The sequence below is a fragment of the Mesorhizobium sp. M4A.F.Ca.ET.090.04.2.1 genome (genome assembly GCF_003999085.1).
In the GTDB taxonomy this organism is placed as follows: Bacteria; Pseudomonadota; Alphaproteobacteria; order Rhizobiales; family Rhizobiaceae; genus Mesorhizobium.
Window position 1 is genome coordinate 1 of record NZ_RZOT01000083.1, and the last position, 13,991, is coordinate 13,991.

15 protein-coding genes are annotated in these 13,991 nt (G+C 65.6%); 8 read left to right on the plus strand and 7 right to left on the minus strand.

From position 1 onward, the window contains the following. The coding region (locus EN781_RS34740; RefSeq protein WP_210213462.1) for a hypothetical protein at positions 1-320 on the plus strand (320 nt) is incomplete at its 5' end. On the opposite strand, the gene EN781_RS08650 is transcribed toward EN781_RS34740, so the two are convergent. The 3 genes from EN781_RS08650 to EN781_RS08660 all read right to left on the minus strand — a co-directional run bounded on the left by EN781_RS08650 (position 274) and on the right by EN781_RS08660 (position 4,227). Next, positions 274-1,005: a DUF2270 domain-containing protein gene (locus tag EN781_RS08650; protein WP_126055304.1), complete on the minus strand. Its 732-nt coding sequence runs from the start codon at positions 1,003-1,005 to the stop codon at positions 274-276. The genes EN781_RS34740 and EN781_RS08650 overlap by 47 nt on opposite strands. A gap of 112 nt (positions 1,006-1,117) precedes the next feature. Beyond that, positions 1,118-2,683 (minus strand): ABC transporter substrate-binding protein, encoded by a 1,566-nt coding sequence (locus tag EN781_RS08655; protein ID WP_126055303.1) that lies wholly within the window; start codon positions 2,681-2,683, stop codon positions 1,118-1,120. A 20-nt stretch (positions 2,684-2,703) separates the two neighbouring features. Then, on the minus strand, positions 2,704-4,227 hold the full coding sequence (locus EN781_RS08660) for a sulfatase-like hydrolase/transferase (protein WP_189347403.1): 1,524 nt from the start codon (positions 4,225-4,227) through the stop codon (positions 2,704-2,706). Between the two features lie 109 nt (positions 4,228-4,336). On the opposite strand from EN781_RS08660, the gene EN781_RS08665 reads away from it, so the two are divergent. Further along, the gene (locus tag EN781_RS08665) at positions 4,337-5,233 is read left to right on the plus strand and encodes a LysR substrate-binding domain-containing protein (protein WP_189347406.1); all 897 of its coding nucleotides are present in this window, start codon (positions 4,337-4,339) and stop codon (positions 5,231-5,233) included. Between the two features lie 29 nt (positions 5,234-5,262). Here EN781_RS08665 and EN781_RS08670 read toward each other — a convergent pair whose 3' ends face one another. Beyond that, the gene (locus tag EN781_RS08670; protein ID WP_126055300.1) at positions 5,263-5,451 is read right to left on the minus strand and encodes a hypothetical protein; all 189 of its coding nucleotides are present in this window, start codon (positions 5,449-5,451) and stop codon (positions 5,263-5,265) included. Positions 5,452-5,746: 295 nt separating this feature from the next. Between EN781_RS08670 and EN781_RS08675 the strand changes: the two genes are divergently transcribed. The 5 genes from EN781_RS08675 (at position 5,747) to EN781_RS08695 (ending at position 10,300) form a co-directional block, all read left to right on the plus strand. After that, positions 5,747-8,182, plus strand: a complete 2,436-nt coding sequence (locus EN781_RS08675) for a cation:proton antiporter (protein ID WP_348627248.1) — start codon at positions 5,747-5,749, stop codon at positions 8,180-8,182. Then, positions 8,182-8,745, plus strand: a complete 564-nt coding sequence (locus EN781_RS08680; protein ID WP_126055299.1) for a GNAT family N-acetyltransferase — start codon at positions 8,182-8,184, stop codon at positions 8,743-8,745. The genes EN781_RS08675 and EN781_RS08680 overlap by 1 nt, the downstream gene beginning before the upstream one ends. A gap of 178 nt (positions 8,746-8,923) precedes the next feature. Then, positions 8,924-9,400 carry a lipocalin-like domain-containing protein gene (locus tag EN781_RS08685; RefSeq protein WP_127399905.1) on the plus strand — a complete coding sequence of 159 codons (477 nt, stop codon included), beginning with the start codon at positions 8,924-8,926 and terminating at the stop codon, positions 9,398-9,400. Positions 9,401-9,451: 51 nt separating this feature from the next. Then, on the plus strand, positions 9,452-9,988 hold the full coding sequence (locus EN781_RS08690; RefSeq protein ID WP_126055297.1) for a GNAT family N-acetyltransferase: 537 nt from the start codon (positions 9,452-9,454) through the stop codon (positions 9,986-9,988). A 15-nt stretch (positions 9,989-10,003) separates the two neighbouring features. After that, positions 10,004-10,300 carry a DUF1330 domain-containing protein gene (locus tag EN781_RS08695; RefSeq protein WP_126055296.1) on the plus strand — a complete coding sequence of 99 codons (297 nt, stop codon included), beginning with the start codon at positions 10,004-10,006 and terminating at the stop codon, positions 10,298-10,300. A gap of 80 nt (positions 10,301-10,380) precedes the next feature. Here EN781_RS08695 and EN781_RS08700 read toward each other — a convergent pair whose 3' ends face one another. Then, positions 10,381-11,016, minus strand: a complete 636-nt coding sequence (locus EN781_RS08700; RefSeq protein ID WP_126055295.1) for an ankyrin repeat domain-containing protein — start codon at positions 11,014-11,016, stop codon at positions 10,381-10,383. A gap of 155 nt (positions 11,017-11,171) precedes the next feature. Beyond that, the gene (locus EN781_RS08705) at positions 11,172-12,380 is read right to left on the minus strand and encodes an MFS transporter (protein ID WP_126055294.1); all 1,209 of its coding nucleotides are present in this window, start codon (positions 12,378-12,380) and stop codon (positions 11,172-11,174) included. Between the two features lie 293 nt (positions 12,381-12,673). Here EN781_RS08705 and EN781_RS08710 point away from each other — a divergent pair, with 293 nt between their 5' ends. After that, the gene (locus tag EN781_RS08710; RefSeq protein WP_189347410.1) at positions 12,674-13,093 is read left to right on the plus strand and encodes a VOC family protein; all 420 of its coding nucleotides are present in this window, start codon (positions 12,674-12,676) and stop codon (positions 13,091-13,093) included. Between the two features lie 24 nt (positions 13,094-13,117). Here the strand turns inward: EN781_RS08710 and EN781_RS08715 are convergent, their stop codons facing one another. Beyond that, positions 13,118-13,990, minus strand: coding sequence for a LysR substrate-binding domain-containing protein (locus EN781_RS08715; protein WP_245492567.1), 873 nt, complete (start codon positions 13,988-13,990; stop codon positions 13,118-13,120). Position 13,991 lies beyond the last annotated feature (1 nt).

Consider the following 13,991-nt stretch of genomic DNA (forward strand, 5'->3'; position numbering starts at 1 on the left):
TCCTGAGCATGGTCGGCGCCGCCGACCAATCCGATCAGCGCCGCGGCGCCGACCATGCTCAGGATGATCTGGCTCCTAATGCGCACGGCAAGGCCCTGCCGGTGACGGCGCTTTTCTGTTCGCGGATTGAGGTCGATCTCTCATCCATGACCTTTTATTACCAATTGCTTATCAACGTGCTAACGGTGGCCCGCTCGGAGGTTGTCCCGCCAAGGCATTGGGCGGGCGCCTGCTTTCTTCGAAAGCAGCGGCTGGATTGCCTCAGATTGCGGTTCAGACATGCACGGTGCCATGCGAAAGCTCGCCTTCCTCGCTGTTGACCAGGAAGGCGGCGGCGAGCAGGCCGACATAGAACAGCGCCACAATGGACGCGACAACGATGCCGGGCACCGGGCCGAGCGCGGCCACCCGCATCGCGTCGAGGAACGAGGCGCCGAAGCCGATCGGCGAGCCTTCGCGCTGCAGGCTGGGCGTCGTGATCTTCAGCACCCAGGCCAGCATCAGGATCGTGTACATGAAGATGTAGTTGCGGCGCAGCCGGCGGACCAGCGCCGCGCGCTGCGAGATCAGGAAGCGCGGCGAGCGCAGGCCTTCGCCGACGATCGCCAGCCAGTTGGAGGCGAAGTCGGGCTGCGGCGAGAAGATCTGCGCGAAATAATAGCGCTCGAACTGGCGCACCCGCGCGCGGTAGACGTCGAAGAAGCGGTAGCGCCGCGCTTCGATCCACAAGAGCAGCGTGATCAGCAGCATGGCGAACAGCAGCACGCCGTGATGCGAGCTCGGCGTCGACAGCGAGACCGAAAGCATGGCGGCGGCGACGGTGATCGCCCAGTTGCTCGTCCGGTCGAGCCGGTCGCGCCAGCCGGCCATGCGGGCGATCTCGGCGCGGTGGAAATGCGACATGGTCGTCGCCAGTTCGGAGGAGGTGAGCTTCAGCGCGAACGCATCCGAGGCCCGCGGCGCTGCCGCCGCCTCGACGGGCTTGATGGTCTCGACCTTGGACATCCCCTTGCCATCCAAATGCAATGGCCGGCGGAAATGGCCGGCCATCACCCCGATGACAACAACGCGCGGCGGGCCGAAACGTTCCCTCCGGCCTGCCCCTGGCCTGGCGCGTTCACGCCTCCAGCCAGACGCGCTCTGCCACGCGATGGTCGCTGAGCAGGAAGTTGGGATTTGGGGTGAAGCCCTTGACCTCCGCGCGCGCCGCGTCGACCCAGCTGGCGAAGGCCGGGATGATGGTGGGGCACGTATCATGGATCGTCTGCTGCAGCTCGAAATAGACCTCGCGGCGCTTGGCCGGATCGGCGAACGAGCGCGACTCGGCGAGCTTGCGGTCGAAGTCCTCGTTCTTCCAGTGGGTCTCGTTCCACGGCGCGCCTGACGCATAGACCGAGGAGAACATCATGCTGGCCGACGGCCGTCCGGCCCAGAAGGACGCGACCCAGGGCTTCTTCATCCACACCTCCGCCCAATAGCCGTCGTCGGGCTCGCGCTTGACGCCGACGGTGATGCCGGCGGGCTTGGCCGACTGGGCGAAGAGCTCGGCCGTGCTGACCGCCTGCTCGAACGCCACCGGGGCGGCGTGCAGTTCGAGCGTCAGCTCGCTCTTGCCGGCCTTCTTGAGGTGGAAGCGAGCCTTGTCCGGATCGTAGGCGCGCTGTTCGATGTTCGGGTTGAAATTCGGATCGCTGGCGGCGATCGGATGGTCGTTGCCGACGCGGCCATAGCCGGCCATCAAAAGATCGACCATCTGCTTGCGGTCGAGCGCGTGCTTCAGCGCCAGCACGATGTCGGGGTTGTTGAACGGCTCCTTGGTCGCGTCCATCGGCAGCGAGAAATGCTGCTTGCCTTCGGTGACCACCAGATAGGCGCGGGGATCCTTCTTGAGCAGCGGCGCGATCTTGTAGTCGACGCCGTTGATGATGTGGACCGAGCCGCCCTGCAGCGCCGAGACGCGGGCCGTCATGTCGTTGATCACCACGGACTCGACCGTGTCGACATGGCCGCGGTCGCTTCTCCAGTAGGCTTCGTTGCGGCTGGCCGTCGCCCGCACGCCCGGCTGGAAGGCGGTGAGCTTGAACGGCCCGGTGCCGACCGGCTTCGACCAGTCCGCGAAGCCCGCCGGGACCATGGCGAAATGCAGGTCCGACAGCACATAGTCCATGTCGGGATTGGGCGACTTGAGCAGAATCTCGACCTGCCTCGGCGAGGCCGCCCGCACATCGGCAATGTCGGCGACCAGGCCCTTCGCCTTCGACTTGGTCTTCTCGCCGAGATGCAGCCCGAGCGAATATTTGACGTCCTCGGCGTCGAAGGCCTTGCCGTTGTGGAACTGCACGCCGGGCCTCAGGTTGAGGATCCAGCGCTTGTTGCCGTCGCTGGTTTCCCAGCTTGCGGCCAGTTCCGGCGCCGGCTTGCCGTCGTCGCCGATCTCGACCAGCGTGTTGTAGACCTGGCGCGAGACATTGATGGAGAAGGTGCCGATCAGCTGCGTCGGATCGAACGTGTCGGCGGAGCTGCCGCCGTTGAGGCCCAGGCGCAGCACGCCGCCCTTGCGCGGCGCCTCGGCAAGGCCAGCACGTGGGAACGCCGCCGTGGCGAGCGCCGTGACGGCCGCGGTCTGCAGGAAGCGGCGGCGGTCCATGCCGCCCTGGATCAAGGACGTGATCTGATCGTGCATGTCATTCCCCCTTTGCTGGTTCAGTAGGCGCCGAGAACTTCATTCGGTATCAGCGGCCGCGGCGGCAGCCTTTGATCGAGAACCGCATTCAGCGTGTGCGCCCGGTCGCTGAAGCCTTTCTCTGCGAACAGATTCCAATGCTCCCAGGGATCTTCACGAAGATCGAAAAGCTCGCCCCATGCCGGCTGGTTCGGGTAGCGGGTGAACCGCCACTCCCTGGAAATGATCGACTGGTTGTAGAGGCATTGATCCCGGCGGGGATGGTATTCGGCGAACAGGAAATCACGCACGTCACTCGCCCGCCCGTCGATTAGCGGCGTGAGGTCGACGCCGTCGGAGGTAGGCGCCGGCAGGCCGAGCAGCGACGCGACCGTCGGGAACAGGTCGAGATGGCTGGTGAGTGCATCGAGGCTGGTGCCGGCGGGAATTCCCGGGCCGCACAGCACGAGCGGCACCTGCAGCAACTGGCGATAGGGTGGCGGCCCCTTGCGCAACAGTCCGTGGTCACCCAACAGTTCGCCGTGATCGGCAGTAAACAGGACATAGGTGTTCTCCAGCACGCCGGCGTCGGCCAGCGCCTCCAGCAGCCGCCCGACGGCATCGTCGATCATCTGGATCATGCCATGTGTGTGGGCGATCGCGGTGGCCAGCGTCGCGCCGGAAATAGCGTCGGTGCGCACCAGGAAACCCTGTTCGCGCGGCGGCTCGCCGCTGGCGATGTAAGGCTCCTTACGTGGATCGTCGCCTTCGCCGAGATAGGCCGGCATGCGCTCCAACTCGCCCGCTCGGATGGCCGGCCTCGGCATCCGCTCCGGCCGGAACAGGTCGCAATAGGGCCGGGGAGGAGAAAACGGGTGATGCGGGTCCGGAAACGAGACGAACAGGCCGAACGGCTCCGACCGTCTGCCCTGGCGTTCGATGAAGTCAATGGCCCGGTCAGCGATCCAGCTGGTGTAGTGCAGTTCCGGCGGCACCGCACTTTTCCACACTTCCTTCAGGTCGTCGGCCCGGCTCTCTCCGTCCGCTTCCGGCTCGTAGAGGTCCACCACCTCGGGATGGTTCCGCCTGAGCCAGGCCGCGTAGTGACCGGCGCGGGTGGATTCATTGGCCTCGCCCATGACGAGGTCGACGCCGTCGAAGCCGAAATAGGGGCCGTTCCAGTCCTCGCTGCCGGGCCTTTCCCAATAGGCGAGCGATTCCGGCATGTCGCGTTCGGCGGGCGCAAGCAGCGGCTGGAAGTGGAGCTTGCCGACGCCCCTGGTCGCGTATCCCGCACGCGCCAGCGCCTGCCACAGATTGGGCAGCCGCTCGTCGAGCGCCACGCCGTTGCGCCACAGGCCGTGGTGGCGCGGATAGAGCCCGGTCGCCATTGTCGCGCGGCTCGGCGAACAGATCTGGTTGGGGGTGAAGTGGCGGTGGAAGGTCGCGCCGCGCGCCGCTATGTGGTCGATGTTGATCGTGTGGGCAACGCGATTGCCGGTGACCGAGAGCGCGTCGTAGCGCATCTGATCGGCGCAGATGAAGATGAGGTTGGCTCGCTTCACGACGGCTCCGTCCGTTTCTGCCTGGCGCATAGCTAGGGCCGGAAACCGAGCGGAATCAAAGATCAAGATTTTCGTCCGGTATGTGCTAAACCTATACCGGGAGAAAGAGATGCGCTTTTCCGGACTTAGCGTTCGCCAGCTCGAGGCCTTCGAGGCAACGATGGTGGCCGGCTCGGTGTCGGGCGCAGCGGCGGCGCTCAACATATCGCAGCCGAGCGTCAGCCGCCTGCTGCAGGAACTGGAGATCGATACCGGGCTGAGCCTGTTCGACCGCTCGCACGGCCGGCTGGTGCCGACCGAGCAGGGCCTGCTGTTCTATGGCGAGGTCGGCAAGACCTTCCACGGTGCGCGCAACCTGATCATGGCCGCGCAGGAGATCCGCGAGCTGAAGCGCGGCGTCGTTCGCATCGGCACCCTGGCGGCGTTGTCCTTCCACATCGTGCCGGAAGCAATCCGGCAGTTGAGAACCCGTTTTCCGGAAGCGAGAACCACGATCGCGGTGCGCAGCTCGACGGAGATCGTCGCCTCCGTCGCCTCACGCCTGACCGACGTCGGGGTGGTGGACGCCGGCGTTTCCTTCCTGGACACCAGATGCGTGGCCACCTTCGGGCGCAACAGTGTGTGCGTGATGGATGAAACCCATCCGCTTGCCGGTCGCGAGCGGATCCGGCTCGAGGATTTCAAGCTCTATCCCTTCGTCTCGCTCGGCGAGCTCTATTTCCGGCGCAACCGCGACGGCGCCAAGCTGCTGGAAGCGACCGCCGCCAATACGGTCGCCGACATCTTCCAGTCTTTCCTGGCCTGCGCGCTAGTCAGGGGCAGTCCTTCGCTCGCGGTCGTCGATCCGTTCACAGCGGGCTTCTATTCCGAGTTCGGGCTGGTGCTGAAAGAGATCGATCTCGACATACCGTTTCGCACTTCGATCCTGGTCAATGACCGGTCAGCGACCGGAGCGGCGGCGGGCAAAGTCATCGAGGCAATGACGGACTTGATCGGCCCCGGCTGAACATGACTGGCCGCCGCTCGGCCTGCTGCCTATCTCTGCCCGGCGGCCTTCGGAAACGGCACGATTTCGGCCACGGGCCGCGCATACTGGGCCACCGTGATCGCCTCCACCAAGAGATCGAGCGCCGCAAGCGTCGTGTGGCTGGTCTCGTCATCGCCGCGCAGATAGTGGCCGGCCCGCTCGAGGTGCAGACGAGCGGCGGCAAAGTCGCTTTTCATTAGCTTCTCCTTATTGCCCGCCGTGTCGCGAAGATGCTCGAGTCGCTTTACCCGAATGCAAACATCCACAGCCGCATTTGAATCGAATTGTAGGGAGCCTTCCTCGCCCCCGCAAAGCGAGGGAAGGTGTCCGCAAAGCGGACGGAGAGGGGGCTTCGCGGGGCGCTGCCCCTCTCTGTCTCGACTTCGCCGGTCCGCCTCTCCCACACTGCCGTCGGGCGGGGAAGGATGTCTTGCGTGCAACCGAAGCTCTCGCCAAACCGTTATCGCCAGGCATAATTGAGGGGTGCAGAAATTGTCCTTCATACTCAGCCGGCGCTGGACGATCGCGCTTGCGGCGGCGGCGTTCCTTCCAATGACGGCAGTCGCCTTCGCCGCCGAAAAAAGCGGCATGTCCAGCGAAGGCATCTTCGTCCTGGAAGTGATCCTGCTGCTGCTTGTCGGCCGCGGCATCGGCGAATTGCTGGAGCGCATCGGTCAGCCGGCGGTGATGGGGCAGCTCATCGGCGGCATCCTGCTTGGTCCTTCCTTGCTCGGCTGGCTATGGCCGGCGGCGGAGCGGCTGGTCTTTACCGGGGACGCCGCGCAGAAATCGATGATCAATGCCATCGCCCAGCTCGGCGTGCTGATGCTTCTGCTTCTCACCGGCATGGAGACCGATCTCAGGCTGGTGCGCCGGGTCGGCCGCGCCTGCTTTTCCATCTCCGCCGCCGGCGTTGCGGTGCCTTTCATGCTCGGCTTCGTGGCGGCGCAGTTCATGCCGGAATCGCTGCTCGCCAGCGGCGGCGAGCGCCTCGTCGCCGGCCTGTTCCTCGGCACGGCGCTGTCGATCTCCTCGGTCAAGATCGTCGCAATGGTGGTGCGCGAGATGAACTTCATGCGCCGCGACCTCGGCCAGGTCATCGTCTCGTCGGCAATCATCGAGGACACGATCGGTTGGGTGATCATCGCGATTACCATCGGCATCGCTACGCATGGCCGCGTCGAGGTGAGCAGCCTTGCCTTCACGATACTAGGCGTCGCCGCCTTCATGGCCTTTTCATTCACGCTCGGCCGCCGCATCGTCTTCGACGCCATCCGCTGGACCAACGACACCTTCCACAGCGAATATGCCGTCGTCACCATCATCCTCGCCATCATGGGCGCCATGGCGCTGATCACCGACCTGATCGGCGTCCACACCGTGCTCGGCGCCTTTGTCGCCGGCATACTGGTCGGCGAGTCGCCGATCCTGTCGCGCCACATCGAGGGGCAGTTGCGTGGCGTCATCACCGCGCTGTTCATGCCGGTGTTCTTCGGCGTCGCTGGCCTCTCGGCCGACCTCACCGTGCTCGTCGACCCTCAGCTCGCGCTGCTCACGGTGGCGCTGGTGGCGATCGCCAGCATCGGCAAGTTCGGCGGCGCCTTCATCGGCGCGGAAGTCGCCGGCATGAGCCGTGCCGAGGGCATTGCCGTCGGTTGCGGCATGAACGCGCGCGGCTCGACCGAAGTCATCGTCGCCTCGATCGGCCTGTCGATAGGCGTGCTCTCGCACAACCTCTTCACCATGATCGTGACCATGGCCGTCATCACCACTTTGGCCATGCCGCCGACGCTACGCTGGGCGCTGGGGCGCCTGTCGATCGGCGAGTCTGAGAAGAAGCGGCTGGAGCGCGAGGAGGTCGACCAGCGCGGCTTCATCGCCAATCTGGAGCGGCTGCTTGTGGTCGTCGACGAGGGCGTGGTCGGCCGCTTCGCCGCCTACCTTGCCGGCGTGATCGGAGCCGGCAAGCCGATGACGGTGCTGCATGCCAGCGGCGAAAGCGAAGCCGAGCCCGACGAGGCGGCGCATCTGGACGAGATCGAGCGGGGCGCCGAGGAGGGCCGCGAGGCGGCGAAGGAAGCCGACGAGGAGCCGGTGCGCGTGGCGCCGCTGACCCGCCGCCGGCACGAGGTCCAGCTCTCCGCCGAGGCGGTCGCCAAGGAGGCGCGCAAGGGCTACGGCATGCTCCTCATCGGCCTCGGCCGCGGGGTGACTGCGAAAGGCGGATTCTCGCGCCGGCTGAACGAGGTTGCCGGCGCCTTCAACGGCTCGCTCTGCCTGGTGCTGAAGCCGACGGGCGCCGGGCGGCATATGCCGAGGCTAGGCCCCCAGTCAGGCCGGATCCTGGTGCCGGTCAACGGTACGTCGGTCGCCCGCCGTGGCGCCGAACTGGCACTTGCCATTGCCACTGTCACCGGCGCGCCGGTCAAGATGCTCTATGTTGCGCGGGTCGGCCGCGACGAACCGCGCGACACCGTCTCGCATCGCCGCAGGGAGGCTGTGCTGAAGGATATCGTCGCGCTTGCCGACCGCTATGGCGTCGAGATCGAGACTGCCATCCGCAGCAGGGCCGCCGCCGCCGATGCCATCGCCCGCCAGGCTGGCAGGAGCGTGGCATTGATTGTCATGGGCGTGGCGCGGCGGCCGGGCGACGAGCTCATCTTCGGCGAGACGACGAGCGGTGTGCTGCAGCACTGTCCGTGCCCGGTGTTGCTGATCTCCGATTCGCGGCAGCCCGCGACGACGAGGACCGGGAGGCGGGGCGCTCCATCAGCGGTTGACAGGCCCAGCCCGCGTCCCGATTGTCGACGCCTTCATTCGCTTTACCCGATCGAAGGGACGACGCTGATGATGTCGGGATTTGCCGCCTGTTCCGGAACTGAGGCGCGAACCTTCAAAACGGCTATCGCTGGCTTTGAGGAACTATGATGAGCTTCAGCGTAAAACCCCTCGACGAAACAAGCTGGGCGGATTTCGCTGCGCTGGTCGAGCGCCACAATGGCGTTTGGGGCGGCTGCTGGTGCATGGCCTTCCATGCCAAGGGCAACGGCGCCGGCGGCAACCGCGCCGCCAAGCAGGCAAGGGTCCGGAACGGCAGCACGCATGCCGCGCTTGTCTTCGACGGCGCGGCCTGCGTCGGCTGGTGCCAATTCGGGCCGACCGGTGAACTGCCGCGCATCAAGCACCGGCGCGCCTATGAAGAAGGGCTGACAAACCTTCCGGACTGGCGCATCACCTGCTTCTTCATCGACAAGGCGCGTCGTGGCGAAGGCGTGGCCGCCGCCGCGCTGGCAGGTGCGCTCGGCGAAATCGCCCGCCTGGGCGGCGGCACGGTGGAAAGCTATCCCGAGGACGCGCAAGGCCGGAAGGTCGCCGGCGCCTTCCTGCACAATGGCACGCTCGCGATGTTCGAAAAGCAGGGCTTTCAGCGCGCCCGCCGGATCGGCAAGCACCGCTGGGTAGTTGAAAGGATGGTGGCGTCGGGCGCTTGAAGGCTTGGCTTCCGCCTCCGGCTGGTCGATGAAGATGACGCCTGCAATGGCCGCCGGCGTGTCGCGAACGCTCTGGGCAATGGATGGCCTTTGCGACAAGATGGGCGCGGCAGCGCCGAAGCAAGGACGACGCAGGCCGTATGAGGAGCGCGCTGCCAGGAAATAGCGGAGGTAGACGATGGTTCAGGTTACGCCAGTCAGGCCGCTTAACCGCGATCTGCTGCTTGGAAGCTGGAAGATGACGTCCTGGATGACGCGAGACGTTGCGACCGGGGAGCGGCGAGAGGCGCTCGGCCAGCATCCCCGAGGCATCGTCATCTATACACATGAGCGCGTCATTTTCTTTATCCTCAGGAACAGCCGCAAACGGCCCGAGCGGTTGCAGCCATCGGACGAAGACAAGATTGCGTTGTTCGACACGATGTTCGCCTATTCGGGCAGCTACACGGTCGAGCCGGATCGGGTCGTCCATCATGTCGACATGAGCTGGAATGAAGCATGGAGCGGCACGGAGCAGGTGCGGTTCTGCAACGTCGACGAAGATACGCTGACTTACACCTCTGCCCCCGCCCAAACTCCGTTCGACGGGCGCGAGGTTGTCCACGAAGTGACCTATGTCCGGGAGAAACAACCCGCTGAATCCATTTTAACATGAGTGTCTTCTAATATAAAATAACGCCCCCGAACGGCACGTGGCATTCGGCAGATGGCTGACCAGGAGCTGCAGTACCGGACTGCGACGCGCGACGACATCACGGCGATTTCGGCGCTGATGGCGCTGGCGATCGGCGAGCTGCAAAAACCCTTCCTGAATGATGCACAGATCGAATCCAGCCGCGCCATCATGGGCCTGGACACGCAGCTTATCGACGACGGAACCTATTTTGTCGTCACCTGCGGAGGAGCGCTGGCGGGCTGCGGCGGCTGGAGCCGGCGCGCCACCCTTTATGGCGGCGACAGGACGCCGGGGCGCAGCGCGGCATTGCTCGATCCCGCCACCGACGCGGCGCGCGTCAGGGCGATGTACACGCATCCCGATTTCGTGCGGCGCGGCGTCGGCCGCCTCATCCTTTCGCTCTGCGAAAATGCGGCGAGGGCAGAGGGCTTTCGCCGTGTCGAGCTCGGCGCGACTATGGCTGGAGAGCCGCTCTACCGGGCCTGCGGCTACCAGCCGGGCGAGAGGATCCTCGACGATCGCGGCGGCGCGCCGGTGCCGATCCTGATGATGTGGAAGACGATTTGAGAAGGAGGGACTGGAATGGCTGCCTATCTCATTGCCGATGTCGACGTCACCGACGCCGCCATGTTCGATGAATACCGGCGCGAGGTTCCGGCGACGGAAGCGCGTCATGGCGGGCGGTACCTGGCGCGCGGCGGCGTGACCCGGGTGCTGGAGGGCGACTGGGAGCCGCACCGTCTGGTCATCATCGAATTCCCCGACATGGCGGCGCTGACCGCCTGGTACGACTCGCCTGAGTACGAGCGGCTGAAGCAGATCCGCTTCCGCTGCGCCAACACGCGCATCATCGCGACCGAGGGCGTGCCGCCGGCCTGACGCCTGCCACCGAACAGTGCGCGGCGGGTTCGTCGGCGCCGGCCTGCGTCAGAACATGTGGATCGCGGTCGGTCCTGCGCTCACTTGCCTTCGAAGAAGCTGTGGATCGCCGCGTCCAATGTCTCGATGAACAGGGCGTTGCGGGTGCTGCCGGCCCAGATCAGCGCATTGAGCCGCATCTCCTTGTTGAGGAAGTTCACCTGCCTGGTCGCCAGCAGATACTCCGCGACCTCGTAGTGCCGTCCCTTGATGGCCTCGATGAGCGCGCTGTTCCGTCCGGTCTTGTCGGCCAGATTGACGTCGGCGCCATGCTCGACCAGCAGCCTGACGACGTCGAGATGGCCGTTCCTCGCCGCTTCGATCAGCGCCGTCCTGCCGTAATAGTCGGCGCGCGCGTTGATATCGATCTGCGGATGTTTCACCAGCGCCTGGATGCATTCGAGGTGACCCTTGGCGGCGGCCAGGCTGAGCGGCGTGCTCTTCCATTTATTCCGGGAATTGACGTCGATCGCCGGATACGCGATCAGGGCTTCGAGAGCCGCCATGCGGGCATTGTGGGCGGCAAGGTGCAGCGCCGACCAGCCGCCTTCATCGGTCTGGTTGATGTCCGCCCCGGCCGCCAGCTCCGTGCGCACGGCCTCGGCGTCGCCTCTTTCGGCTGCGGCCAGCAGATCGGACCAACCCCTGGCGTCTTCGGCTTCCAAGCCTGCGGTCACTGCAATGTCCCCCGGAATCATGGGATCACGCCGACCCGCGCCGGCATGCATCGGCCCTTGGCGGAGTCTTTCATACTCGCCGGCGTCCGGCAATTGGATTTCACGCCAACGGACCGGCGATCCCGATGATCGGGACCGCCGGGCGCCTTTGAGGACTACGCCATCTGCAGCCGCTGCCGGCTCGGCTGCGGCGGGAAGGCAATCGCGATGCCGGCGGCCCCCAGCCCGACCAGCGCCGAGCCGATGAACAGCCAGGAATAGCTGGCATAGGCGTCATAGATCATGCCGCCGGCCAGCGGCCCGAACGCCATGCCGAGGCTGGACAGCATGGTGGCGGCGCCGAATACGGTGCCGATGATGCGCGGTCCGAAATATTCGCGCGCCAGCACCGCGTAGAGTGGCATGACGCCGCCATAGGTGGCGCCGAAGATGACGGCCAGCACATAGAACTGTTCGAGCCTGCCGACCGTGAGATAGGCGGCGATCACCGCGGCCTGGATGACGAGCCCGGTGATCAGCACCGGCTTGACGCCGAGACGGTCGCCGAGCACGCCGTAGAGCAGTCGGCCGCCGAGCCCGGCGAGCCCCTCGACGCTGTAAATCGAGACGGCGGCCATCGGTGCCACGCCGCAGGCCATGGCATAGCTCACCATGTGGAAGATCGGTCCCGAATGCGCCGCGCAGCAGGCGAAGAAGGTCATGCCCAGCACGAGGAATTGCGGCGAGCGCAGCGCCTGGCCGACGCTCAGGCCGGGATCATCCGTGACGGCCGCCGGCGTACCATCGGCTGCTGCGGCGGCGGCCGGCGGCTGGCGCACCAGGAAGGCCACAGGCAGAAGCAGCACCCAGGCCATGACGCCGATGTCAAACATGGCGGTGCGCCAGTCATAGGCGGTGATCAGCCAGCGCGCGAAGGGCGAGATGGTCATCGGCGCCACGCCCATGCCGGCCGATACCAGCGACACGGCGAGGCTGCGGTTGGTGTCGAACCAGGCGGTGGTGAGCGCGATCATCGGCGCGAAGAAGGCACTGGCCGCAAGCCCGACCAGGACGCCATAGGTGAGCTGGAAGACGATGAGCGAGCCGGTGCGGCTGGCCAGCACCAGCGCCAGCCCCAGCAGCAGCGCGCCGGCGAAGACGACGGGGCGGGCGCCGACGCGATCGTAGATGGTGCCCCAGGCGAAGCCGCCGAGACCCATCACCAGAAAATTCAGCGTCATCGCGCTCGATATGCCGGCGCGCGACCAGCCGGTGTCGAGCGACATCGGCTCGAGAAAGATCGCCAGCGAAAACATCGCGCCGATGGCGACGCAAGTCATCAGCGCGCCAGCCGCGACGATGACCCAACGATAGGAAAGCTTCATGTTCTTCTCCCATGCCGGAAGCTAGAGTTTGTCGACACAGCGCAACCGTTTTTCGAGCTTCGTCACGCCGTTTGCGACCCAAGGACGTTGGTGCCAGGGCCGATCCGACAATCCGGTTGCATTTTTTAATCAGATTTTTGGCACGGGTGATTTTTGCTGCCGCCTGAAAAGTTGCGTTGCTTCACAGCTCCTGTGCCCCACCGTCTTCTCTAGTGTCAGTAGCATGCAATACCCGACATTGACCGGAGGTTGGTCCCTTCTAGATGATTGACCAGTCAAACCAGGAGGACACCATGGAACTCTATCGCGGCCGGCTCATCGACCACATCCAGCTGGTGGTGCGCGACCTGAAGGCGAGCCGGCGTTTCTACGGCGCGGTGCTCGAGGTGCTGGGCATTCCGGTCGGCGGCGAGGCCGAGGATTATTTCTGGGCCGATGAACTCTTCGTCTCCAGCGTCGACAGCCGCGCCGCCCAGGGCGTGCTTACCGGCCGCCATCATCTTGCCTTCCAGGCCAAGGACCGCGCCATGGTCGACGCCTGGTACAAGGCGGGGTTTGCGGCCGGCGGCAAGGACAACGGCGCGCCTGGCGAGCGGCCCTACCACCCCGGCTACTACGCCGCCTTCCTGCTCGACCCTGACGGCAACAACATCGAGGCGGTGTTCCATGGCGAGGCGAAGCGGAGTGCTGCCGCGGTGGAGATCAGTTTCTAGGTCTGTCACCCAGGCCTTGAAGTTTCAGCCCGCATCGCTCGCATCCAGCAGCCATTGCCGGACGGCTTGCGTTGGTTCTGGATGCCGCTGCTTGCGCGGCATGACGACATGGAAATCCTGGGTGCCGCGCATGTCTCCCTGGACTGGCTGCACCAGCCGTCCGGCGGCAAGGTCGGCGGCGACGAGGAAGCGGCTGGCAAGCGCGATGCCCTGGCCGGCGATGGCGGCGTCGATCGCCAGGGCCGTCTGGTTGAAGCGCATGCGCTTGGCCTCCGTCGCCATCTTCAGGCCGAGCACCTTTTCCATGAACTCCGGCCACAGATTGTGGGCATCGTGCAGCAGCATATGATGCTGGATTTCCGCCGTAGCGATTGCGCAGGCGCCGGGCGGCAGCAGGCCAGGGCTGCAGACGGCGATGACCTGTTGCGGGAACAGGAGGTCGACGACGAGGCCGGGACCGAAGGGCGCACGGCCCTGCCGAACCGCGATGTCAACGCCGTCGGCCTGGAAGCTCGACAGGCTTTCGGTGGCAAGGATGCGCAGGTCGACCAGCGGATTGTGTGCGACGAAGTCCGGCAGTTTCGGGATCAGCCATTTGGTGGCGAAGCTGGGCGTCACGCTGATCGTCAGCCGCGCCGGTTCCGGCCGCAGCAGCGCGGTCGCCTCCGAGATCAGCTCGAAGGCGCGCCGGATACTGGGCACATAGGCGCGGCCCTCGTCGGTCAGCGCCAGGCCGCGCGGCAGCCGCTCGAACAGCTTCGCGCCGAGGCTGGCCTCAAGACCCCGGATGTGCTGCGCCACCGCGCCCTGCGTCACGTTGAGCTCATGCGCGGCGAGCCGAAAGTTGAGATGCCGCGCCGACGCCTCGAAGGCGCGCAGCGCATTGAGCGGCGGCAAG

Bases quoted from the DNA above. Each gene is read 5' to 3' on its own strand.
- EN781_RS08690 (WP_126055297.1), top strand. From the start codon at position 9,452: ATGGCTGACCAGGAGCTGCAGTACCGGACTGCGACGCGCGACGACATC.
- EN781_RS08685 (WP_127399905.1), top strand. From the start codon at position 8,924: ATGGTTCAGGTTACGCCAGTCAGGCCGCTTAACCGCGATCTGCTGCTT.
- EN781_RS08670 (WP_126055300.1), bottom strand. From the start codon at position 5,451: ATGAAAAGCGACTTTGCCGCCGCTCGTCTGCACCTCGAGCGGGCCGGC.
- EN781_RS08680 (WP_126055299.1), top strand. From the start codon at position 8,182: ATGAGCTTCAGCGTAAAACCCCTCGACGAAACAAGCTGGGCGGATTTC.
- EN781_RS08655 (WP_126055303.1), bottom strand. From the start codon at position 2,683: ATGCACGATCAGATCACGTCCTTGATCCAGGGCGGCATGGACCGCCGC.
- EN781_RS08695 (WP_126055296.1), top strand. From the start codon at position 10,004: ATGGCTGCCTATCTCATTGCCGATGTCGACGTCACCGACGCCGCCATG.
- EN781_RS08650 (WP_126055304.1), bottom strand. From the start codon at position 1,005: ATGTCCAAGGTCGAGACCATCAAGCCCGTCGAGGCGGCGGCAGCGCCG.
- EN781_RS08710 (WP_189347410.1), top strand. From the start codon at position 12,674: ATGGAACTCTATCGCGGCCGGCTCATCGACCACATCCAGCTGGTGGTG.
- EN781_RS08665 (WP_189347406.1), top strand. From the start codon at position 4,337: ATGCGCTTTTCCGGACTTAGCGTTCGCCAGCTCGAGGCCTTCGAGGCA.
- EN781_RS08705 (WP_126055294.1), bottom strand. From the start codon at position 12,380: ATGAAGCTTTCCTATCGTTGGGTCATCGTCGCGGCTGGCGCGCTGATG.